This window comes from Enterococcus sp. LJL120 (genome assembly GCF_054871765.1).
Window position 1 is genome coordinate 15,327 of sequence record NZ_JBTXLV010000016.1, and the last position, 20,045, is coordinate 35,371.

21 protein-coding genes and 4 pseudogenes are annotated in these 20,045 nt (G+C 33.2%); 15 read left to right on the plus strand and 10 right to left on the minus strand.

Features of this window, described 5'->3' with window-relative positions; genetic code table 11:
• Positions 1-444: 444 nt before the first annotated feature.
• The 6 genes and pseudogenes from ACYSNU_RS17890 to ACYSNU_RS17915 form a co-directional block, all read left to right on the plus strand.
• Positions 445-981, plus strand: a pseudogene (locus tag ACYSNU_RS17890) (N-6 DNA methylase); the annotation flags it as partial.
• A complete protein-coding gene (locus ACYSNU_RS17895; protein WP_265460238.1) occupies positions 974-1,285 on the plus strand; it encodes a restriction endonuclease subunit S domain-containing protein in 312 nt (103 codons plus the stop codon). The pseudogene ACYSNU_RS17890 and the gene ACYSNU_RS17895, both read left to right, overlap by 8 nt.
• Positions 1,286-1,314: 29 nt before the next feature.
• Positions 1,315-1,569, plus strand: a complete 255-nt coding sequence (locus tag ACYSNU_RS17900; protein ID WP_265460247.1) for a restriction endonuclease subunit S — start codon at positions 1,315-1,317, stop codon at positions 1,567-1,569.
• Positions 1,570-1,893: 324 nt separating this feature from the next.
• Positions 1,894-2,496 carry a protein adenylyltransferase Fic gene (gene fic, locus ACYSNU_RS17905; RefSeq protein WP_265460240.1) on the plus strand — a complete coding sequence of 201 codons (603 nt, stop codon included), beginning with the start codon at positions 1,894-1,896 and terminating at the stop codon, positions 2,494-2,496.
• Positions 2,497-2,661: 165 nt separating this feature from the next.
• A complete protein-coding gene (locus ACYSNU_RS17910) occupies positions 2,662-3,681 on the plus strand; it encodes a hypothetical protein (protein WP_265460241.1) in 1,020 nt (339 codons plus the stop codon).
• Positions 3,682-4,254: 573 nt separating this feature from the next.
• A complete protein-coding gene (locus ACYSNU_RS17915) occupies positions 4,255-4,455 on the plus strand; it encodes a hypothetical protein (protein ID WP_265460243.1) in 201 nt (66 codons plus the stop codon).
• A 220-nt stretch (positions 4,456-4,675) separates the two neighbouring features.
• On the opposite strand, the gene ACYSNU_RS17920 is transcribed toward ACYSNU_RS17915, so the two are convergent.
• Together ACYSNU_RS17920 and ACYSNU_RS17925 are read right to left on the minus strand one after the other, a co-directional pair.
• Positions 4,676-4,969 (minus strand): BRCT domain-containing protein, encoded by a 294-nt coding sequence (locus tag ACYSNU_RS17920; RefSeq protein WP_265460244.1) that lies wholly within the window; start codon positions 4,967-4,969, stop codon positions 4,676-4,678.
• Positions 4,970-5,431: 462 nt separating this feature from the next.
• Positions 5,432-5,764, minus strand: a complete 333-nt coding sequence (locus tag ACYSNU_RS17925; protein ID WP_461738501.1) for a heavy metal-binding domain-containing protein — start codon at positions 5,762-5,764, stop codon at positions 5,432-5,434.
• A gap of 411 nt (positions 5,765-6,175) precedes the next feature.
• Between ACYSNU_RS17925 and ACYSNU_RS17930 the strand changes: the two genes are divergently transcribed.
• Complete coding sequence (locus ACYSNU_RS17930) at positions 6,176-7,396, plus strand: MFS transporter (protein WP_461738502.1); 1,221 nt, start codon at positions 6,176-6,178, stop codon at positions 7,394-7,396.
• A 383-nt stretch (positions 7,397-7,779) separates the two neighbouring features.
• On the opposite strand, the gene ACYSNU_RS17935 is transcribed toward ACYSNU_RS17930, so the two are convergent.
• The 7 genes and pseudogenes from ACYSNU_RS17935 to ACYSNU_RS17965 form a co-directional block, all read right to left on the minus strand.
• Positions 7,780-9,822, minus strand: coding sequence for a BglG family transcription antiterminator (locus tag ACYSNU_RS17935; RefSeq protein ID WP_461738503.1), 2,043 nt, complete (start codon positions 9,820-9,822; stop codon positions 7,780-7,782).
• 106 nt (positions 9,823-9,928) lie between these two features.
• On the minus strand, positions 9,929-10,981 hold the full coding sequence (locus ACYSNU_RS17940) for a 2-hydroxyacid dehydrogenase (RefSeq protein WP_461738504.1): 1,053 nt from the start codon (positions 10,979-10,981) through the stop codon (positions 9,929-9,931).
• A 12-nt stretch (positions 10,982-10,993) separates the two neighbouring features.
• Positions 10,994-12,418: a PTS transporter subunit IIC gene (locus tag ACYSNU_RS17945; protein WP_461738505.1), complete on the minus strand. Its 1,425-nt coding sequence runs from the start codon at positions 12,416-12,418 to the stop codon at positions 10,994-10,996.
• 20 nt (positions 12,419-12,438) lie between these two features.
• Entirely contained in the window at positions 12,439-12,738 is a 300-nt protein-coding gene (locus tag ACYSNU_RS17950) for a PTS sugar transporter subunit IIB (protein WP_461738506.1), read from the minus strand.
• A 2-nt stretch (positions 12,739-12,740) separates the two neighbouring features.
• Positions 12,741-13,244 (minus strand): PTS sugar transporter subunit IIA, encoded by a 504-nt coding sequence (locus ACYSNU_RS17955; protein WP_461738507.1) that lies wholly within the window; start codon positions 13,242-13,244, stop codon positions 12,741-12,743.
• A 23-nt stretch (positions 13,245-13,267) separates the two neighbouring features.
• A complete protein-coding gene (locus tag ACYSNU_RS17960; RefSeq protein ID WP_461738508.1) occupies positions 13,268-13,912 on the minus strand; it encodes an L-fuculose-phosphate aldolase in 645 nt (214 codons plus the stop codon).
• 150 nt (positions 13,913-14,062) lie between these two features.
• A pseudogene (locus ACYSNU_RS17965) lies at positions 14,063-14,497 on the minus strand (transposase); the annotation flags it as partial.
• Between ACYSNU_RS17965 and ACYSNU_RS17970 the strand changes: the two are divergent.
• Positions 14,496-14,681, plus strand: a pseudogene (locus ACYSNU_RS17970) (ATP-binding protein); the annotation flags it as partial. The pseudogenes ACYSNU_RS17965 and ACYSNU_RS17970 sit on opposite strands and share 2 nt — an antisense overlap.
• Before the next feature lie 795 nt (positions 14,682-15,476).
• A complete protein-coding gene (locus ACYSNU_RS17975; protein ID WP_461738509.1) occupies positions 15,477-16,076 on the plus strand; it encodes a histidine phosphatase family protein in 600 nt (199 codons plus the stop codon).
• A gap of 122 nt (positions 16,077-16,198) precedes the next feature.
• Here ACYSNU_RS17975 and ACYSNU_RS17980 read toward each other — a convergent pair whose 3' ends face one another.
• Positions 16,199-16,459, minus strand: a complete 261-nt coding sequence (locus ACYSNU_RS17980; protein ID WP_461738510.1) for a heavy metal-binding domain-containing protein — start codon at positions 16,457-16,459, stop codon at positions 16,199-16,201.
• Positions 16,460-16,653: 194 nt separating this feature from the next.
• Between ACYSNU_RS17980 and ACYSNU_RS17985 the strand changes: the two genes are divergently transcribed.
• The 6 genes and pseudogenes from ACYSNU_RS17985 to ACYSNU_RS18010 all read left to right on the plus strand — a co-directional run.
• The gene (locus tag ACYSNU_RS17985) at positions 16,654-17,121 is read left to right on the plus strand and encodes a LytTR family DNA-binding domain-containing protein (RefSeq protein WP_461738511.1); all 468 of its coding nucleotides are present in this window, start codon (positions 16,654-16,656) and stop codon (positions 17,119-17,121) included.
• Position 17,122: 1 nt separating this feature from the next.
• The gene (locus tag ACYSNU_RS17990) at positions 17,123-17,488 is read left to right on the plus strand and encodes a DUF3021 family protein (protein WP_461738512.1); all 366 of its coding nucleotides are present in this window, start codon (positions 17,123-17,125) and stop codon (positions 17,486-17,488) included.
• 284 nt (positions 17,489-17,772) lie between these two features.
• Entirely contained in the window at positions 17,773-18,114 is a 342-nt protein-coding gene (locus ACYSNU_RS17995; RefSeq protein WP_461738513.1) for a GNAT family N-acetyltransferase, read from the plus strand.
• Between the two features lie 477 nt (positions 18,115-18,591).
• Positions 18,592-18,846, plus strand: a complete 255-nt coding sequence (locus ACYSNU_RS18000) for a transposase (RefSeq protein ID WP_265460288.1) — start codon at positions 18,592-18,594, stop codon at positions 18,844-18,846.
• A 56-nt stretch (positions 18,847-18,902) separates the two neighbouring features.
• A complete protein-coding gene (locus ACYSNU_RS18005; RefSeq protein ID WP_461738514.1) occupies positions 18,903-19,292 on the plus strand; it encodes an IS3 family transposase in 390 nt (129 codons plus the stop codon).
• Between the two features lie 12 nt (positions 19,293-19,304).
• Positions 19,305-19,730, plus strand: a pseudogene (locus tag ACYSNU_RS18010) (IS3 family transposase); the annotation flags it as partial.
• Positions 19,731-20,045 lie beyond the last annotated feature (315 nt).

Sequence of the window (20,045 nt, forward strand, 5' to 3'; positions counted from 1 at the left end):
CCGTCTTAAACGGTTCTACTTGGAGGGCATATTATCGTATGTCCTCTTTTATTATACTCATTTTAGCATAAAATTGCTGTGGATGAAAGGAACAAGTCCGTTTTGTAAACGATATTTTCTATTTATAAAACGACTTGTTCTTTATGTAGAATCTCTCAGTTGGATGAACGGGCCAACAGTTTTATAATCATTTTTTGCCTGACTCCTGGATAAAAAACTATCTCGTTGCTACATTAGGATATCTTTTTGCACCCTCCAGTATGATAAAATGAGACTAAACGGTGGGTTAAGGAGAAGTGGATGACTTACGAAAGTGAAGCAACGCTTGAAAAAAGGCTAATTCAATTATTGACATCTAATGGCTATGAACAAGTTAAGATTCCAGATGAAGAGGCATTACTCAAAAACTTTAGGCGACAGGTGAACAAGCACAATGAACAAGTACTTTATCATTTGGCTGATAATGGAACGATGGCTGTTGTTTTACCCCATGGGGTCTTGTTTAGAGGCGCAGCTGAGGGAACTATTCGCAAAGTATTAATCGATAACTATAACTATTTGGATGCCGTAATTGGCTTGCCTGCCAATATCTTCTTTGGGACTAGTATCCCTACCTGCATTTTAATCTTTAAGAAATGCCTTGAACACGATAAAGATATTTTATTTATTGATGCCTCTAACGAGTTTGAAAAAGGCAAGAATCAAAATCGGTTATCGGATGCACATGTGTCAAAGATAGTAGATACCTACAAAAATCGTGAAACGATTGACAAATATAGCTATGTGGCACCGTTAACTGAAGTTGCGGAGAATGACTTCAATCTAAATATTCCTCGTTATGTCGATACCTTTGAAGAAGAACCTGACATTGATTTACATGCCGTTCACCACCAATTACAAGCAATCGATAAAGAGATAGTGGAGAGAAATGCCGTATTGGACCAGTACTTTGAAGAATTAGAGGTGACCTGGCATGAGTAAACAACGAAAGGTACTAGAACTTCGCTTTCCGGGGTTTACTAATGATTGGGAACAGCGTAAATTCAAAGACAATATAGTATCAATTAAAACTGGAACTAACTTGTTGGGTACAGAGACAAACAGAGGGTTACCATTATTGAAGATGGGAAATATCCAACGTGGATATTTCTTATTTAAAAAATTAGAATACTTTGATGAAAAACAAACTATTGAACCTGAGAATATTGTTAAATTTGGTGATTTTTTATTTAATACTAGGAATACTTTAGAGCTCGTGGGAAATTTGCATACAATAGTAATATAGCCTGTTTTATATTTGCTGGGATTAATACAATATTTTTTAATTATCTCTATAACACTGAACAAATGTTAAATCAAGTGAATGCTAGAGCAGTTGGAACTACTAGTGTGGCAGCAGTTTATCCTCGTGATTTGAATTCAATTAAATACCTTTTACCTAGTATCGAAGAACAAGAGAGAATAGGTATATTTTTCAAACAACTCGACGATACTATCGCTCTTCATCAGCGTAAGTTAAGTTTACTACAAGAGCAGAAAAAAGCATTCTTGCAAAAAATGTTCGTTTGAACTCTATAAAGTATAGCTTATCAAATAATTAGATTACTATTAACAACAGTCGTATTAACTACATTTGGGTTTGGAAATATTACGATTATGTTTAGTAGAATATTTATAAAAATGCTAATGATGATAAATCTCTATGTTACTGGTATGTCAATGCAGCCAGAATCCTCTTATGGTGTAGTTAATCTTGGACTAGGTAGTTTTGGTTTGATTTCTTTTGGAATCTATAGCCGTTTTAAATTGATGTCCAACGAAGCAACATAGCTAAATGAACGACCTAAATTTTCCAAAAAATATTTTCATAAAATTTAACGATGAGGTGATACTTTGGTTTTAGACAATAAACTAGGACTAACAAATTCCGCTGAATTAGCGAAACAAGAAGAGCTATTAACAAAAAAGCGAGCCAAAGAGCTTTTTGAGTCTGGTAAGATAAATGACCTTGAAATTGGGACGTTTAAAGGATTAGCCGACATTCACCATTTTGTATTTCAGGATATTTACGACTTTGCAGGAAAAGTTCGCGAAGTCAATATTGCAAAAGGGAATTTTCAATTTGCGCCACGTATATTTTTAGAGCAGTCTTTAAATTATATCAATCAATTACCGCAAGAAACCTTTGATGAAATTATTGATAAATATTCAGATATGAATGCAGCTCACCCGTTTAGAGAAGGAAATGGCCGAGCAACTCGAATATGGCTAGATTTAATTCTGAAACATAAACTGCACAAAATAGTGGATTGGAATAAGATTGATAAAGATGAGTATTTAAATGCCACGATCCGTAGCACGGTAAGCACTAACGAACTAAAATATCTGATTCAACATGCCTTGACAGATGATTTGAGTAAAGAACAATTCTTTAAGGGAATTGATGCGAGTTATTACTACGAAGGCTATTACGAAATTAAGACTGAAGACATCTAAAATGGGAGTAGAAAAAACTTTGAACCAGAAACAAAAAAAGGGGATACAAACATGACTGAAAAAAATTTAGAACAACAAAACATGCAGCTGTTAGAGATACAAGGAGAGTCCAGAGAACAACTGATTCAAAAATTAGCTTAAAATTATCTTAGTACAGGAAGGTACATGAAAAACCAAATGAGTATTTCCCCAACAGTCATGTCAAGCGTAATTGCAACAAGTGGAATAGGCCTTACTGCTATTTCTTCAAGTTTTTCTTCAACATTGTTCATGGCAACAGCAAATCCAGATTTACTTATGAAACTGTCTAGTGGGGGAGTAGGATCTTCAGTTATGGGAAGTGGAGGTATTGTTGGTCAAGCTGGTTTTATTCCAGTGGCAGCCTCGTTACCTATAGTAGCCCCAATTATCGCTATGCAAGTAATGAGCACGTTAGTTATCATGGAACAATTCAAAGTCGTTAATAAAAAATTAGATGTTATCCAAAAAGAAATCGATCAAATTTTATTACGTCAAGAAGTAACAAGTATAGCTGATTTGTCTTCTGCTATTGACGTGGTAGATGAATTGTATACCCAGTATTCAACAATCGGTCATTTTTCCCAAGATATGATGATTCGATTGGCTTTAGTAGAAAGAGACGGTGGAAAGTTAAAAGCTCGTTATGAAATTCTTGATAGTCTCAATGAGAATACAGCTTCAGCATATAAAAACAGTGATGCTTACTTTACTCTTCTTTCTAGCTTATTGCTTTTACGTATTAAGTATTTAAGACTATGTTTAGATACTCAAGAAAATCCAGAATGCATTAAGTATTCTACAGTTAATTTTCAAAATATCTTAGAACATACATTATTTGTTTATGGAAATTTCCGTAATCGTAGTAAAGCACTAAAAAAATTGAATGATTCAGAAGGAGATTCCAATAATAAAAAAACTTCAGGTAAGCTAACTAAATTTATACAGAATGACACTAAAAAAGATCTTATTAGGGAAGAGTATATTTCAATGCTAGAAATTGAAAATAAAATAACTGAAGATTTTGGTTCTGCAATACAAGAAATGAGAAAACTTCAAAAAATTGATAATAGAAACAATTCAGATGCCAACTTGTTATATTGGCAAGATACGACTGGAGTACACTGCATTGCAACGAATGAAGATGTACTGTCTTTAAGTGACTAAATCGGTGCTTTTGTTCTTATTTACTCATAATAAAGTAATAACTTATTGAATATTGACGTATATTGGCCAATCCCAATCTACTAAAATAACAAGCTGACGGACATTCTAGATGAACCTAATAATCAAATGGCGGAAGCAAAGGAAGAACGTTATACGCATAATTTATTAGTGAAGAATGTAGATAAAAAAGAAAAAAACTGAATTGGAAGATTCCATTTATAGTTCAAATAATCTTGAAACAGGTTCAATTGGATTTAATAGAACCGGGAAGGCTGTCATATCAGCTGTTAATAGTATATTTGAAGCTAAAGTGGTACAAGTGTAGGTAATTACCATAATTTTGTTGCGATGTATGACGGATGGACAGACTGTGTTAAATATATTAAATACATTACAGTCCCAAGTACTTTGAAAAGTTATAGCACAACAACTTTTTCTAAAAAGATTTAACATATTTATGAAAGAGAGTTATTTACACAGATGAAAAACGCTCGTTTTACAATAGTAAGCATAATCTGTACAGTTTTCTTTCTTTTTATTATTCTGGTCATAATGAATAAAGGAGATAGTGAAATGAACGATTATCATGCCAATGAGTTACCTCCAGATTATATTGAAGCTAAAGTTGATTTAATAAAAGCAGAAGAAATTGATGTGATTATACTAAATAATAAATCGAATCATTATAATGCTGGAGAAAGGATTATTCTTGATTTTTCTTATCTATTGGATGATGAGGGGAGAAAGTTTTCTGTGAATAAGAAAGTTGCCTAGTTGTCTCAATTTAAAATAGGCGAACAAATATCTGTTGATGTTTCTGTAGGGGATACTTATGAAACTGATAATTTGAGATTTATAACAATAGAACGACCAACTTATATAAATATTCTCGACTAAGATTTTAATTTATAAATGTGAATACTATTTTAAACTCTAATCTTCAATTAAGACTTAAATAATAATTAATTAGCAAGACTGAATAGTAAATTAGTATCTAGCCTTGTTTTGACAGAAAAATATCCTTGATAAGCGCTAAAAATTGGGACTCCGTGAGATAAAGGATGTGCTGACCGCTAGATGTCAAGGTATCTGCTCTTTGTATCTTCTTTGAGGGTTTTTCTTCTTCTAACAAATTAACAGGTCGAGTACCAATTACTAAGATTGTCGTCTGTGTAGTGACGGCAGTCTGAGGTTTTCCATTAAGCGCATACACTAAAGCATGGGCTTGTTGTCGAGTAAAATGAGTTAAGGTGCCTGTAAAAACAACATACTGATTAAGTAGATCCATAGGGTATTCTCCAATCTATAAATAGAATAAAGAAAAAGCCACTTGCTCGTGATAACAAGTGGCCAGGGTTCCCGATATTTGGGGGTCGGGATAGAATCAGTTTAGCATATGATAAAAAAACGTCAAATAGGTGAATAAAAAGTTATAGAGAAAATAAAAATCGTGGTATAATTTTAATGGGGCAGGCGAGAGAATTCCAATACCTTTTCTACGCAAGTTTTTGAACCCAATCTTAAATCATTGCTGCCTGCTCCTTTTTATTATAACAAGGTCTCGTTTTAGCATTTGAAAGATTTCACAAAGTTTAGTTGAACGAAAATGTTGGTAGAGTAGGCTTCTTTTTTTGTGAAACAATTAGAATTTACAGTTTCACAAAGTGAGCAGGAGTGAGCCCTACGGAAACGGGCTTCTTTTTATAATCGGCATTATGTCTACTTACTCGTCAAATAACAATTCATGCTTTTAGTTACTTCTTTTTTCCTTAATAGCAGTACCACTGCCATATACAGTCATTAAAGTGATATTACTATCAATGATCTGTGAATATTGGAATTGAACTCCAATGAGGGCATCAGCATTCAATGCTTCAGCTTGATTCTCTAAATCTTTTAATACTGCTTCTCTTGCTTTCTGAATATCAATTTCATAATTAGTTGTCCTTTTACCTAGTATAGCCTTAACTCCACCAGTAATATCTTTTAAAATGTTTACACCTGCCGTGTATTGACTGAATACTGGAGAAATTGTGGAGATGCTTTCAAATTCAGGCATAACGTTTAATGTACTTATTTTCATATGGAATGCTCCTTTCGGTTAAACAATTATATATTAGGTTTGATGTTTGTACTAGAAGTTCAAAAATAAAAAGCTTGGTATAAGGAGGCTTATGTCAACTAACTCAGCGTTTAACGGATTCCAATAATTAATTGATTAGAAAACGTTCACCAAATACAAAAATGGGTAAAGTTCTGAGTTGTGACAAAGAATTAAATTTACAGACACTATGACTTAGTCTAGATAAATCAATAGATAGTAGATTAAAAATCATTCAATTTGTTTCTCGCTTCTTAAAAACAAGCACAGTTAACTTTCTTGCAAAATGTAAATCTCATGATATACTTGACGTGGCAATTAGGAATTCTCCGAAAAACCCACTTGGGCACATAAATTGTATACACTAAATTTATTACTCAAAGGAGAATTCTTATGAAAACAAGAGAACATCAAGTTAATAATTGGAAAAAAAATATAGCATACTTATTATCATCTCAAGGGATTTCTATGATCGGAACGATGTTAGTGCAGTATGCTATTATTTGGCACGTCACGCTTTCTACAAATTCAGGACTAATGACTGGGCTCGTCACTTCTATTGGTTTATTGCCAATGGTTACTGTGTTGCCTTTTGCCGGAGCTCTTGCAGATCACTATAATCGTAAAATGATTTCCATTATCTCAGACAGTGTAGTTGCAGTAGTGTCTTTGTTAGCGGCAATAGCCTTGCTGATTACGAACAACTTAGAAAACAACATGTTCTTACTAGTAAGCCTAACCTTTATTCGTTCAGTTGGACAGGGGTTTCAATCACCGACTGTGTCGGCCATCCTACCACAGCTGACACCTAAAGATTCCTTGGTGCGAATTAACGGAGTTGATCAAACTATTCAAGCTAGTATGATGCTAGCTAGTCCGGCATTAGCAGCAGCTTTGCTAAATTTTTTACCGCTAGCTTTCATCCTACTCATTGATTTTATAACTGCTACAATCGGTGTTTCTATTATGTTAACAAAAGTACATATACCCAGCATAGAAATTTTGAAAAATTCTCAAATAAATATAATTGATGATATTAAATCAGGATTAACATATTTGAATGCTCATAAAATTTTAGTCGCCTTAATTGTGGTAGGATTTATTGGAAGCGTGCTAGCTACACCTGCTTCAAACTTAGCTCCACTACAAATTACGAGAGAATTTAATGATGGGCTTTGGCAATTGTCAGCCATCGAAATTGGTTTTGCCGCAGGGATGCTAATTGGCGGGGCAGTAATGAGTGTGTGGGGAGGATTGAAAGATAAATTAAAAACGGTCGCATTAGGCTATGCTCTGTTAGTTATTCCGTTCCTTACACTTGGAATAACTTCCCATTTCTGGATATATTTTCTTATGATGGTTACTATTGGTTTCGTTGTTCCAATTTCGCGAACAGCCATGGTCTCTTTCTTCCAAGCATCAACTGATTCTAATCATATGGGAAGAGTCATGAGTATTGTCACCATGACTATTAGCTTTGCATCACCTGCTGCACTACTGATAATTGGACCGTTGGCTGATACTATTTCAATCAATTTAATAATGATTGCTGCCGGCATTCTACTTATTCCTTTGGTAATCTGGCTTGTATCTGGAAAACATTTCACAGTATGACTGGCATAAGTAAATAGAAATCCTTACAATCTAGCTAATTTTTGAATTTACTAAAGACGGATTTCATCTATTCAAATAAACAATACAATTTCTATCACTGCCAATCTGATTAGGTTGGTAGTGATATTTTTAATAATTGCGATAATTTGTAAAGATAGGGTATACTCAAAATTTACTTTTGGTGGAGTTGATACCTCGCCCTCTTTCGTGTAAATTTTGAGTATAAAATGAATAAATTCAAATAAGGTGAATTCGATGGCAAAAATCAGATACGTTCGAGTTTCTAGTATAGGAGCCTAAGGTCTTGGTTGATTTTTAGGACATTATAGCGCTGTTTACCCGTAAAAAAATAGTTAAAGTTTTCTTGTTGAATTGTCAAATTGTTATTGAACATTTGCTTTAAAAAAATTTTTTATGGCTTTCGCATCTTTTAAGGCCAACAATTGGCTACGTCTCTGTTGATTAGAAACCATTTTATAAAAATTTTGAATGGCATTTTGATGATGAGTATTATTTATAGGGGCAATCATTAATAAACCATAAACTTGATGCTCTTTTGAAAAATGTATTGGATTTTCTAACTGCAGATAACTTAGTCCTATTTTTTTTACCCCATCAGAAAAACCAGCATGGGGAATCGCAATACCTGGAGCTATGACAAAGTAAGGAAATTTCTCATCATAACGGGACAATATTGTATCAACAAATCTTTGTTCAATTGAACCGAATTTCAAAAGCGGTTCTGCTACTGCTTGGATTGCTTCGTTAAAAGAAAACTGCCGTTTAGAATATTTTATAAATTCTTTTGATAACAGTTGGTTAAAATTTGATTTAGTTCCCAATTCGAATAAATATTCTTCATATTCCGAAGTATCTAAATATTTTATTAGTTCTTTTCTTAGCTGTTCTTCATCAAGACCCGCACTGTTTCTCTTTACTAGGGTTATGATTTTCTCTATATTCAATCTCGGTCGCTGGTCAAATAATTCAATATTTACTTTTTCTATTAAACGTAATTTTGCTTCTTCATCTAATAAATTTGATACTACAAATAATTTTTTGGTAGTTTTTAAGTACATTGTTGAGAAGATAATTTTGATATCACTATAAACAAGCGGATTATTATAGTAATCTCTAGCAGAAACATTAGCGGCAAAATCAATCATAGGAAAAATCTTACTAATTGTTTGAAAAAGTAGATTAGATACGGAAACACCATTTTCGCAAACAACAATTGCTTGAGGTCGCTTTTTATGGCTCGAAATTTCATTTTTTGTCAGGAAACTTTGAAAGATTAAACTAACATAAATAATTTCAACTTCAGTAAATTTAATCACATAAACATCTTCAATGAACTTTAAAGCTTCTTTCACTCTTGGGAAAATGCTACTGTATTGCCCAACGACTTTTTCTATATTTTGATCTTCATAAGGTATGCCATATTTCAAACGGTAAATGGCTGGACTTAAATGTTGAAAAAGCATTTCGATTAATTTTTCTCGCTCATTAAAAGCATATACTGAATGAACTTCAAAAAAAGAAACCACTTGATCAATAGTATCTCGCAATTTTTTATTTTCTCCTTGCTTTGATCTGATTACATTTGCACTGAGAAATTGTAAAATTATAAAACTTTGATCTTGAATAGCTAATCCTTCAGAAATTTTTGTTTCTTTAAGCACTGATTCAATTCTTTTGTAGTCTTTTGTTGTAGCCAAACTATCAATATCAATAATTTCTGGAACGAAATAATTTTCACTTCTATGTTGAATAAAGGGAATCAAAATTGATAGTAGCTTTAATTGTCGATTAGAAAATTGAGTATTTAATAGTTTTTCGGCTTTAAAAATTTTTGTTTGATAACAATCAACGGTTTTGTTTAAAAAATTGAAGTAGTTACCCAACATCGTTTCATTCCAATTATGATTAAAAAGTTGATGTAGATTACTTATCAAAATTTTTTTAATTTCCAATTCTGCACCTGATAAATAATAGCCATCTTTACGAGAATAAAGTAATTGTATTTCTTTTAATGCCAAAGTGTGCTTCAATTCATTAACATCAGTCATTACAGTATTTTTACTAACACCATAAGTATTTGCAAAAAATCCTAAGGAAGTCTGTTTATGGATAAAGATTTCTAGCACAATTAAGTTCTTACGAATGTTCTTCTGCGGGTGATCTAATGATTCACCTTGAATCATTTTTTTCAAATTATTCACGCTATCATGATTTAAATTAAGCCATAATCTTTTCTTCTTTCTTTCAACTGGGAAATAACCTTGTTCAGTCAAAAGTTGATTGATTTGCTTTATTAAATGATTTGCTTTTGAATCATCTAACTGATATTTTCGTTTTATTACTGAAAGCTCAATTCCAGGATGATCAACAATTTCTTGAATGAGTGCTAACAGCAGCAATTTCATTGTTAGACTCCTTTCTACATTCACTATGGAAAAACCTGAAACATTAATCAAATGACTATTAGTCTCAGGTTTTTCAAAAATATAAATGAGTTGTAAAATATTCAATTTATTTTGGTTTAATTAACATGTCACTAAATCCATGTTCTAAATACTCATTAACAACTTTTTTTAATAAAAATGGTGAGTTAGGAATAGCATCCATGGTAGCTCCAGCAATATGTGGTGTTAATGTCACATTCTCTAAATCTAATAGCGGATCTCCAGGTGGAATTGGTTCGGTCCAACTGACATCCATTGCGGCCCCAGCAATTTTTTTAGCTTGTAATGCAGCTATCAAATCTTCCTTTACGACTAAGTCTGCTCTACCAGTATTAATTAAATAACTATTGGGTTTCATTAATTGAATAACGTCACGGTTGATCATATGTTTAGTTTCAGGTGTCACTCGCATATGAAGAGACACAACATCAACTTTCTTAAACAAAGTTTCTAGATCCTTTAAAAATTCTACATCTAGTCCTTCTTTTACTAACTTTTGTGGATCAATAAATGGATCGTAAACAAAAACTTTTACTTTTAATCCATTCAAACGAGCAATTACTTGCTTTCCAATGTAACCTGCACCGACAATACCAACAGTTAGATTTGCTAAGGTCGTTGTATATTGATCATTCGCAAAAGTTTTCTCCCACCGACCATCCATAATAGCATGATGCGCTCGAGCAATATTACGGGATTCAGCATAAATCAAACCAATAGTAAAATCTGCAACGGGTTCAGCATTACGAATAACATGTAAAAATGGAATTTTTCTTTCTTTAACTGTTTCTAAGTTTACATTCTCTAATCCACCGCGACAAGTACCAATCAATTTGAGATCTTTTCCAGCTCGTAACATTGCCTCAGATATTGGAGCATAGTGACAAAAAAGATAATCTGCATCTGATAGGCTAGTCAAGATCCCATCTGGGATGTTCACCGACTCTGGACCGTATCTCTCAATTTTCAAAATTTGCTCTTGAAATTCATCCTTGGTTAAATCTGAATACCATTCAAACATCTCAACTTTGGTTACAGTTTCTGGTAGATTCATTTCCATAACTGCTTTTTTTAAAGTTTTAGAACTAACTAAGGCATCGCCAATAACAATTACTTTCACTGTTCTTCACCTCTAAGTTTCTTTTATTGAGTCAGCTACATCTGATGATGCACTGGGTAATTCACCTGCATTTTCAAGATAATTTATGATACTTGTTTTTTTGGTTTTCACAATCACTAACAATACAATATAGAAGACTACAGATAATCCAATTAGCAATGGATTTTGTGTTAAGAAAATCATGAAAAGTGATCCTAAGAAATAGTTTCCCAAAATTACAAAACTAGCAATCAACAAAGCACCTTCTGGAATTGTTACACCAACACTCTCCGCCACAGCAGTAAATGTTGGAGCGACAGCCGTAATAATGTACAAATTAATTGTTAACAAAATAGTTCCAGAAATAAGAGATTTGAAAATATTTCCTTTTGAAATAGCAATAATTGGTTGAATAATATAAGGTATAGCAATTAAATCCACCATTGGTAGTGCTTCGTTACCTGGTGCAATAATTGCAATGATTAAAATAATTGGAATTAGTAATAAGCCAGTTAATAAAGTTGCCGGTTCTCCATAACCAGCAGCATCATTAATTGCCAAATACCATTCCCGTCCTTTACCTGAGCTTTTGGCTGACTTTTTAGTCGCATCTGTAATACTGGTAAATGCTGATGCAAAAATACCAGCAATTTTAGGAAAGATAGCCATAATAGCAGCTGTGGCTACACCGACTGAGGCAATTTCACCCCATGCAGCCATCTCATCTATACGCATAAAATTACCTGCAAAACCTAAAAGAAGACCTAAAATGAATCCTAATGTGATTGGTTCTCCCAAAAATCCTAAACGTTTTTGAACATTTTCTGGATTCCACTGAATTTTATTAGCACCAAGTTTATTCAAGATCCAATCTACAACCATCGCAAAAGGTACTTGTGTCACATCGTGAGGCGCACAAATTGTTGTTCCAGGATAGCCATAATAATTACTCCACCGTTTCGCAACAACTTCCGTAAATAATAAAACAAATAAATTTGCCAATACCATTAAGCCAATTGATAAAACTAAATTATTAGTAATGATATAGAGCATTGATCCCCACACCATGAAAGAATAATTATTCCATAAATCAGACGGTAAAAATATATTTGTAAATTTGACTAGGAACAATCCTAAAGTAAATATAAGACCTAAACCAAGATAAATCATTCCTACCTGAGTGGAATAAGCTACAACACTGGTTGCTTGCCAACCCGTATCCAATATACGCAGATTGACCCCAGTATGTTCTACCATACGATTAACTACAGGAGTCACAATTGGTGTGTAAGCACCGATTAACATGTTAAAACCAGTTAATCCAATTCCTGCATTTAAAGCTGCCTGAAACGCTCGTTTAGGTTTTACTTTTAAAAACATTGCAATAATGAAGATAACAAACGGTACAATAATGGATGCTCCGAAAGAATCCATGATATTTGATAATAACTCAAGCATTGAAACTCTCCTTCCATTTTTTAATCAGCTAAATTTTTAATCGTTTCTAATAATTCTTCAATAAATTCATCTTCTCCCATACCTGTTAAAAAACCAACAGCATTAATTGTTGGAATATCATACTCACTAATTAATGGACTGGTATGAACAATCAAATCATAATTACTCGAACTAATTAAAGAATCCACACCACCCGGACTGGCTTCGACAGTTTTAGCCGAAATCCCGTTGTCATCTAAAAGATCTCTAACTTTGTTGGCGATCATTGAGCTTGTCACGGTTCCCGAACCACAAACTGAAATAATATTTAATGTTTTCATAACTATTCTCCTCCGCTATCTTGAATTATTTTTTTGATGTATTGATAAATAGCTATATTGTTTTTTTGTTGTTCCAATATTTCCATGGCCTCTTGATTATCAAATAAATTCATCAAGGTCTGTAAAATTTTTAGTTGCATATCATCTTTAGTGAATCCTAAAATAAATATAATTTTTGGATAAACTAATACTTGATCTGATGGAAAAGTTCCCATCTGATGAAAAACTATCTCAGAATTAGGTTTTAAAATCGTGATAAACGGTTTTTTCACATATTTTGAATCTGTATGAGGAATTGCTACATTTAACGTTTTAGTAGCCAAACCGGTAGGAAAATTATTTTCTCGCTCATATAGCTTTTCCGCGTACTCTGATGATACATAACCTTTTTCATATAAAATCGTTCCGATTTTATCGAATAAGTTTTTAAGATTATCAGCTGAAATATCGCTAAAAATCAATTCTTCTTGAATCATTTCTGCTATATTCTTACTCTTATTCACCATGTGACACCTCACTAACTTTTCAATTATTTTTGACCGTAGGATTTAAATTTTTCCAACATAAGAGTAACTTCTGAATCATCCAAAATAATTGGGTCACCAACACATTTGGCTCTCCAGTAAACTTCAGCCATACGTTCGGTTTCTTCAGCAATCGAAAAAGCATTTGCCAAATCATAAGAACAAGTCAACAATCCGTGATTTGCCAAGAAACACGCATAACGATCTTCCATTGCTTTAAAAGAACTCTCAGCCAATTCCCAAGTACCAAAAGATGCATATTCAGCACAACGGACGGTATTTCCACCAGCGATAGCAATATAATAATTTGAAGCTGGTAAGTTCCATTGTAAAGTTGCCAAAGTCGTGCTAAAGGGTGAGTGAGTATGAACTACTGAGCGAACGTCCGAACGTTTTAAATAATAAATTCGATGCATGTCTAATTCGCTAGAAGGCTTTCTCTTACTGTCAACAATCTCACCATTTAACTTTGTAACAACTACATCTTCAGGTTTTGTTTCAAAATAATCAATACCGCTAGGGCTAATCGCCATTAAATCTAGTTCTGGATCGTAAATACTAATGTTTCCCCCAGTGCCTTTAGTTAAACCACTAGTGATTAATTTTTTTCCATATAATACAATTTGTTCTCTAGCTTCTTTCATTAACATTTAAATCTCTCCTTTTTTATTATAAAAAAAGTATAAAATATTTAAAATTTGTTTTGAATGCGGTTTCATACAAAAAAAAGAAAAGTTTCTAATTTAAACTTGTATGGGACTTGCAACAATTGGGGGTTCGGATGTTTTTATGGACCATGTTTAACAAATATATCCTTGCTTTTTCCGATATTGAAGAGGACTTAGTCCTCCTAAAGATAACTTAATCCTTTGATTATTATACCAATGGATGTAGTCATCCAATTGATTTATAAACTGATTGATTGTTGTGTTTTCCCAATCACATTGGTAAAATACTTCATTTTTTAATCGTCCAAAGAAACCTTCGCACGCTGAGTTATCTGATGAGCAACCGTTTTTAGACATGGAACGAGGCAAGTTCGCTTTGTTCATTCGTTCGATCCAACCAGGCCATCGGTAATGAGCACCACGATTAGAATGAACGATTGGACGCTCCTGGTCTTGAAGGGTAGCGAGTCCAGCATCTAACATAGTATTCACTAACTCTGCATCAGGTTTTGTTCCAATAGTCCAGCGAATAACGGCGCCATCATAGCAGTCACTCAATGGGGATAAGAGGAAATCAACAATTATTACTACAAATATCCCACTTTCTCAATGGTCGGAAATATTTGGAAATAAGAAATTAATCAATGCATTATTGGACCGATTGGTCCATCATTCTAAAATTATTCAAATTACAGGGCCATCCTATAGAATAAAAAGCTATAGCGAAGAAAAAGCGAAAGCAAACAAATAAAATAGAAAGGTTACATACCTACATTTTCAATGGCCCAAAACCAAAATTTTACCGTGGCCCTTGACAACGATTATTTATATTTCCCGAAACAACTACTCTTGCCTGTTTGAGACCTTTAAAAAGTCAGTTCCTTTCCGGAAAGACCCTCAAACAAGCCATTACCTTTTTCTTTAGAGCCCTGTTGCAAAAGTGATCAGGGATTACTGACAAATATTGAGAATTCTAAATTATTTTCTATGTTTTTCCAGCACGAAAACTCTTTTCTTAAGACTTGAAACAACCGTATCTGATTCACAATTTCCCTTAAAGTATTCCTCTCATGAATGCTTTCTAATAACTACTGAAATTATTTTCGTTCAACTTTTGTTCCAGTATTTTTTTAGTATAGATTTTGCCGTAGCTCTGGTTGGTCAACGCAATAATTTGTGTCTCTAAATCTTGGCCCAAGATACTTACCCAAGCATAGCCATAAATCATGAAAATTTAACTACTTTCTACTACATTTATGAGAGTAAGATATGATAGCCTAGAAATCCTTATTCTATCACAGTAAAAAAAAAGCTATCAATACTTTTTAAGTTTTGATAGCTTTTTTCATAACTATCTGATATCCTCTCGAAAAATAAAAGAAAAATGCGACAAGTATGCCTAGTCCTTTGGTAGTTCTATTTGAAGGAGCAGAATAGTAGTTGTAAATTTTTAATCATTCTTACATTTAGCAAGATAATGATATAATAAACACGGGACAAATTTTTTTCTTAACTGATAAGTTACTTTACAAAAACGAGGTGCCTAATGGAAATTATTTTAGTTCGTCACGGAGAATCTTTATTCAATCAGATTAATAATTATAAAACTAAAGATCGATCTTTTTCTGGTCAAAGTGACGTACCTTTAACTGAACTAGGCCGTCAGCAAGCTCAACGGCTTCGAGAATTACCAATTTGGAATACTGTCGACCAAGTTTATTCTTCTCCTTTACAACGAGCTTACGAGACAGCTATATTGGCTGCCGGCTGGAAAGATATTATTTGTGACAATCGTTTGAAAGAACGTTCCTTAGGAATTTTTAACGGGAAGTCTATCCAAGATTTTCCTGAATGGCTAGAGTTTTTTGATAACCATAATATTACACACAGTTTTACAGATAATGCGCCTGAAGGAGAAAACTATACTGCTGTTGAAAAACGTGTTAAAGCATTTTTGGCAGAGCTGCTTCTTAATGACCCAAATAATAGAGTCGCTATTTTTTCACATTTTGTTGCTATAAGACTTATGGTAAAGGCGCTATTAAATTTAAGTAATGAGACAACTTTAAAGTTAAAGATTATAAACAGTAGCCCGCTATACTTTAGAGGGGAAACAATGGGCAACTTTGAAGAAATCAACGAATGAATCAGTCTATTTAGCAATATTAATAGTCGCTTTGAAAAGGTACCGAACTTTTTTTGCTCCTTTTCCTCTGGCGGTCTACTTGTTATAATGTGCATTATGTGAACTCGAAGATTAAATAACGTTTAAATTTCATCTTCTAGCAATACTGCTGTGCCAATTACAGCAGGTAAAGCCTTATCTGTCATAGAAAAGGATATGCCTAAAACAGCATTTGCTCCCATTTTTTCAGCATTTTTAGTGATATCACTCAGTGCTTGCTCTAAATAATCAGCAATAGCCGTTATACCTCGTATAGCCCTGAGTTTATCATCATATCCATATACAATCCCTAAATCTTTCACAATTTTTTTACCTGGGTAAGTAGTGAGTGTTGATGTAATCATATAAGCCTCCTTAAAATTTGGTAGCTTAATTATATCAAATAAAGAATTCCGCTTTGTATAAGGATAATTATGTAAAGTTGTGACTATCAAATAATTAATATCAAACCACTTATTCCTATTTCTTAGCCAGTTGTTCTGATTCTATTCAAATAGGTCTATTTCTGCTGTATCTTAGTGTAAAAGGAGGTAGGCAAATGGAACCTATGGTAGATATTTTAGACGTATATTCAGAGTTGCAAGTCTCGATTCTAAGCCCAGTATTAGATACTTCTTGCGTTCAACTTATTCAGTATGTAAAGGCTTATTGTGCTACTCAGGAACAAAATTTTTATGTGTTTACAGATATTCATCGTGATTTATATAAAATCAACCAAAATGATATCGAATATGTTGATGTTAGAGGAAAACTTGTAACTCTTTTTACAGAAAGAAAAGAGTATGTAGTTGCAGAGCGATTCTATAAAGTTTTAGATGGATTAGATTCTGAAATATTTTTTCAACCAGGTAAATCTTATGCAGTAAATTTGAAAAAAGTTTTAAGTTTACAACATCATTTTACCGGACAAACATTAGCTCTTTTAAAGAGCGGGAAGACTGTTCCAATTTCTCGTCGGTTGTTAACTGATTTAAAAACAAAACTACTACAAAGTGAGGGGAAATAGAATGAAAAATATTCTTGTTAGTATGTCGATTGCAACTTTAATTTACACTGTAGGCAATATTTTTTATGATCCTGATGCAATCTATATCCTATTATTAGGGCTGGGCATTGGGTTGATGGGAAATATTCACTATGTCAGACATTGGTCAATCCAACTGCAATTCCTATTGTTTATTATGGTATCTATCTTATTCTATATAATTGTTGGGTTAATTGCTAACTGGTTTTCTTTATTCAGCCTATCAATGTTTGCATCGATAGCAATATTTGGCGTATTATTTATGGCTATATGGTTTATTACTTACAAAGATTACTTGAAAACAGTCAGCGAAATTAATCAGCTGCTAAAGGAACAAAGAAATAGTTGAGATATTGTTTTCTAAAACTTGAAACAGAGAAGTCAATTCATTAGTTGAAATGGCTTCTTTAATTTCTTTTGAAATAAGTAGCAGGGTATTTACTAACTCAAGGTTAACAGAAAAAATACTCAGATTCGCTTATACTGTTTGAAAGGGGGACTTAATTTGATAGTTTCTATAAACTCTTATAACATTGATTTAGTTACACAATTTTTTATTGATAATTGGGGCTCAACTACTATGATTGTATCTTCAGGAATACACAAACTAAATGAACTGGAAGGTTTTTATTTTTGGAGGATAATCAAATCGTAGGGCTGATTACTTATAAGGTCAGTCTTAAAGATATTGAAATAATATCTTTAGATAGTCAAATTGAAGGTCAAGGTATCGGGAGTGCCCTTTATCAATACGTAGAAGAACTGGCAGAAAAGCATTGCAAAGATTTAATACTATATACTACAAATGACAATTTGAAAGCCTTAAAATTTTGGCAAAAAAAAGGCTTTAGAATGGTTCACATAGTTTCTGGGGCTGCTGATAATGCGAGAAAAATAAAAAAAGAAATTCCTGATGTTGGGTATGAAGGAATTCCTTTACATGATGAAATTTTGTTAAAGAAAATAATTACGTAAAAGTGCAGTTAATCTACTTGGAATAACGTAACTTATGTAAATTAAGAAGCTAGCTCTTTATGGGCTTGCTTCTTTTTATAAAGAGGACTATGTGAACTATATTTAGCAGCGACCATAGCTATGCTGACAACTACCTTATTTAACTTTGGTCATCTTCCCATACATAATCAGAGTAAAATTTTTGAAAGATAGTTTCTCGAGTAGTCTCATTTTTTTGAACAAAGTTTCTGCTATAGACCTCCATTGAAAACTTAAACACTTTAATATTTGCTTCATTTTTTGAAGCGTATTGGTCTCTATGCTACACTTTTTGAAAAGGCTAAAGAGGTGGTCATTATGTCAGAGATTGTCAACTTCACACCGAATTGTCAGGATAGCGAGCTCTTAAGTAATATTTAACTCCCTGATGGATGTAGGATAGAAGTTGAGACAGATTTTGAGAGAGGGTAAACTAATCTCAAAGGAAGGTGTCTTATCATGCTAAAACGCTACACGAAAGAATTTAAAGAAACAATTTTAGAGTTGCACAACCAAGGCAAATCAGCACGCCAGTTATCTTTAGAATATGAAATTGGATATTCTACTATACTAAAGTGGGTCCAAGGAGCCACTAGAACAAGTCCTGGCGGACTTACTCCAGATGAAGCCAAAGCCCTAAGAAAGCAATTAAAAGAAAAAGACGAGGAACTCTTCATCTTAAAAAAAGCACTCGGCCTGCTGGCAAAGAAATAGAACTCATTGAATTCATCCGTCACGAAAGCGAAGCAGGCCATCATAGTGTATCGAAGATGTGTCGTTTGCTTGGCATATCTAGAGCTGTGTACTATCGAAAAATCAATCATACACCCTCCAGAAGAACAAGCGAACAAGCTTTATTAGATCGTCGAATTCTCCGTGTCTACCACGAAAGTGGTCGTGTCTACGGTGCTGGGAAAATTCGTTATCTACTTGCACAAAACTATTCAGATTATCGGAAGATCAGTATAAAACGTATTCAAAGATCAATGAAGCGCCAAAAGATTCGATCTATTGTTATTAAGAAATTCAAAGCTGGTAAGCCTGCCAAGAAACTCTTAAATAACTATCAAAATTTATTGAAGCAAGATTTTTCTACTACTGGTTTGAATCAAAAATGGGTGGCTGATATCACATATATCCATACGCTAGAAGATGGATGATGCTACCTTTCAACCATCATGGATCTTCATTCAAGAAAAATTATTAGTTATCACTTCGATCGTAATATGACAACCGCTATTGTAGAAAAAGCCCTTGAAGACGCTGTTTCAAATAGAAACGTTGGAAATGGACTGATTTTTCATACCGATTTAGGTTCGCAGTATACAAGTAATGACTACGAAGAAAGACTGAAAGAATTAACTATCACCCATTCTTACAGCCGTAAAGGCTGTCCCTACGATAACGCAGGAATTGAATCATTCCATGCATTATTGAAGAAAGAACATGTGTATCAACGGCCAACGTATCAAACTTTTGAGAAAGCAAGGCGACAAATTTTCAGTTACGTTCAAGGATTTTATAACAACCGCAGAATTCACAGTGCGTTAGCTTATTTGTCTCCTGTTGAATTTGAGAAAAAAATATTGGCTGCTTAGCATAAAAAATCTCTCGTAAAAAGTGTCTCAGCTATTGACTCTAATCCAACAAAAAAAGAAATAGTATCAATACAAAAAAGCAACCTGTTTTAAAAAAGACAGGTTGCTTTTTTGTATTAGTAAGGATTTCAACCGCACCGTATAGTTAAAATGACAAGAAAAAAATTTAATTTTAACTTTATAAATATATCTTGTTTTAGTTAAGAATAAGAATTTTTGGTTAACTTACAATTTCTAATCAAAGTTCTCTTCTTATTTATTATATATTCTCAGTTATTTATTGTCAATACGTTTTTTTTTCTTCTTTACTGACAA

Excerpts from the sequence above, each read along its gene's own strand:
- ACYSNU_RS17895 (WP_265460238.1), top strand. The coding sequence starts at position 974 with ATGAGTAAACAACGAAAGGTACTAGAACTTCGCTTTCCGGGGTTTACT.
- ACYSNU_RS17910 (WP_265460241.1), top strand. The coding sequence starts at position 2,662 with ATGAAAAACCAAATGAGTATTTCCCCAACAGTCATGTCAAGCGTAATT.
- ACYSNU_RS17915 (WP_265460243.1), top strand. The coding sequence starts at position 4,255 with ATGAACGATTATCATGCCAATGAGTTACCTCCAGATTATATTGAAGCT.
- ACYSNU_RS17920 (WP_265460244.1), bottom strand. The coding sequence starts at position 4,969 with ATGGATCTACTTAATCAGTATGTTGTTTTTACAGGCACCTTAACTCAT.
- ACYSNU_RS17925 (WP_461738501.1), bottom strand. The coding sequence starts at position 5,764 with ATGAAAATAAGTACATTAAACGTTATGCCTGAATTTGAAAGCATCTCC.
- ACYSNU_RS17930 (WP_461738502.1), top strand. The coding sequence starts at position 6,176 with ATGAAAACAAGAGAACATCAAGTTAATAATTGGAAAAAAAATATAGCA.
- ACYSNU_RS17935 (WP_461738503.1), bottom strand. The coding sequence starts at position 9,822 with ATGAAATTGCTGCTGTTAGCACTCATTCAAGAAATTGTTGATCATCCT.
- ACYSNU_RS17945 (WP_461738505.1), bottom strand. The coding sequence starts at position 12,418 with ATGCTTGAGTTATTATCAAATATCATGGATTCTTTCGGAGCATCCATT.
- ACYSNU_RS17950 (WP_461738506.1), bottom strand. The coding sequence starts at position 12,738 with ATGAAAACATTAAATATTATTTCAGTTTGTGGTTCGGGAACCGTGACA.
- ACYSNU_RS17955 (WP_461738507.1), bottom strand. The coding sequence starts at position 13,244 with ATGGTGAATAAGAGTAAGAATATAGCAGAAATGATTCAAGAAGAATTG.
- ACYSNU_RS17960 (WP_461738508.1), bottom strand. The coding sequence starts at position 13,912 with ATGTTAATGAAAGAAGCTAGAGAACAAATTGTATTATATGGAAAAAAA.
- ACYSNU_RS17975 (WP_461738509.1), top strand. The coding sequence starts at position 15,477 with ATGGAAATTATTTTAGTTCGTCACGGAGAATCTTTATTCAATCAGATT.
- ACYSNU_RS17980 (WP_461738510.1), bottom strand. The coding sequence starts at position 16,459 with ATGATTACATCAACACTCACTACTTACCCAGGTAAAAAAATTGTGAAA.
- ACYSNU_RS17985 (WP_461738511.1), top strand. The coding sequence starts at position 16,654 with ATGGAACCTATGGTAGATATTTTAGACGTATATTCAGAGTTGCAAGTC.
- ACYSNU_RS17990 (WP_461738512.1), top strand. The coding sequence starts at position 17,123 with ATGAAAAATATTCTTGTTAGTATGTCGATTGCAACTTTAATTTACACT.
- ACYSNU_RS18000 (WP_265460288.1), top strand. The coding sequence starts at position 18,592 with ATGCTAAAACGCTACACGAAAGAATTTAAAGAAACAATTTTAGAGTTG.
- ACYSNU_RS18005 (WP_461738514.1), top strand. The coding sequence starts at position 18,903 with ATGTGTCGTTTGCTTGGCATATCTAGAGCTGTGTACTATCGAAAAATC.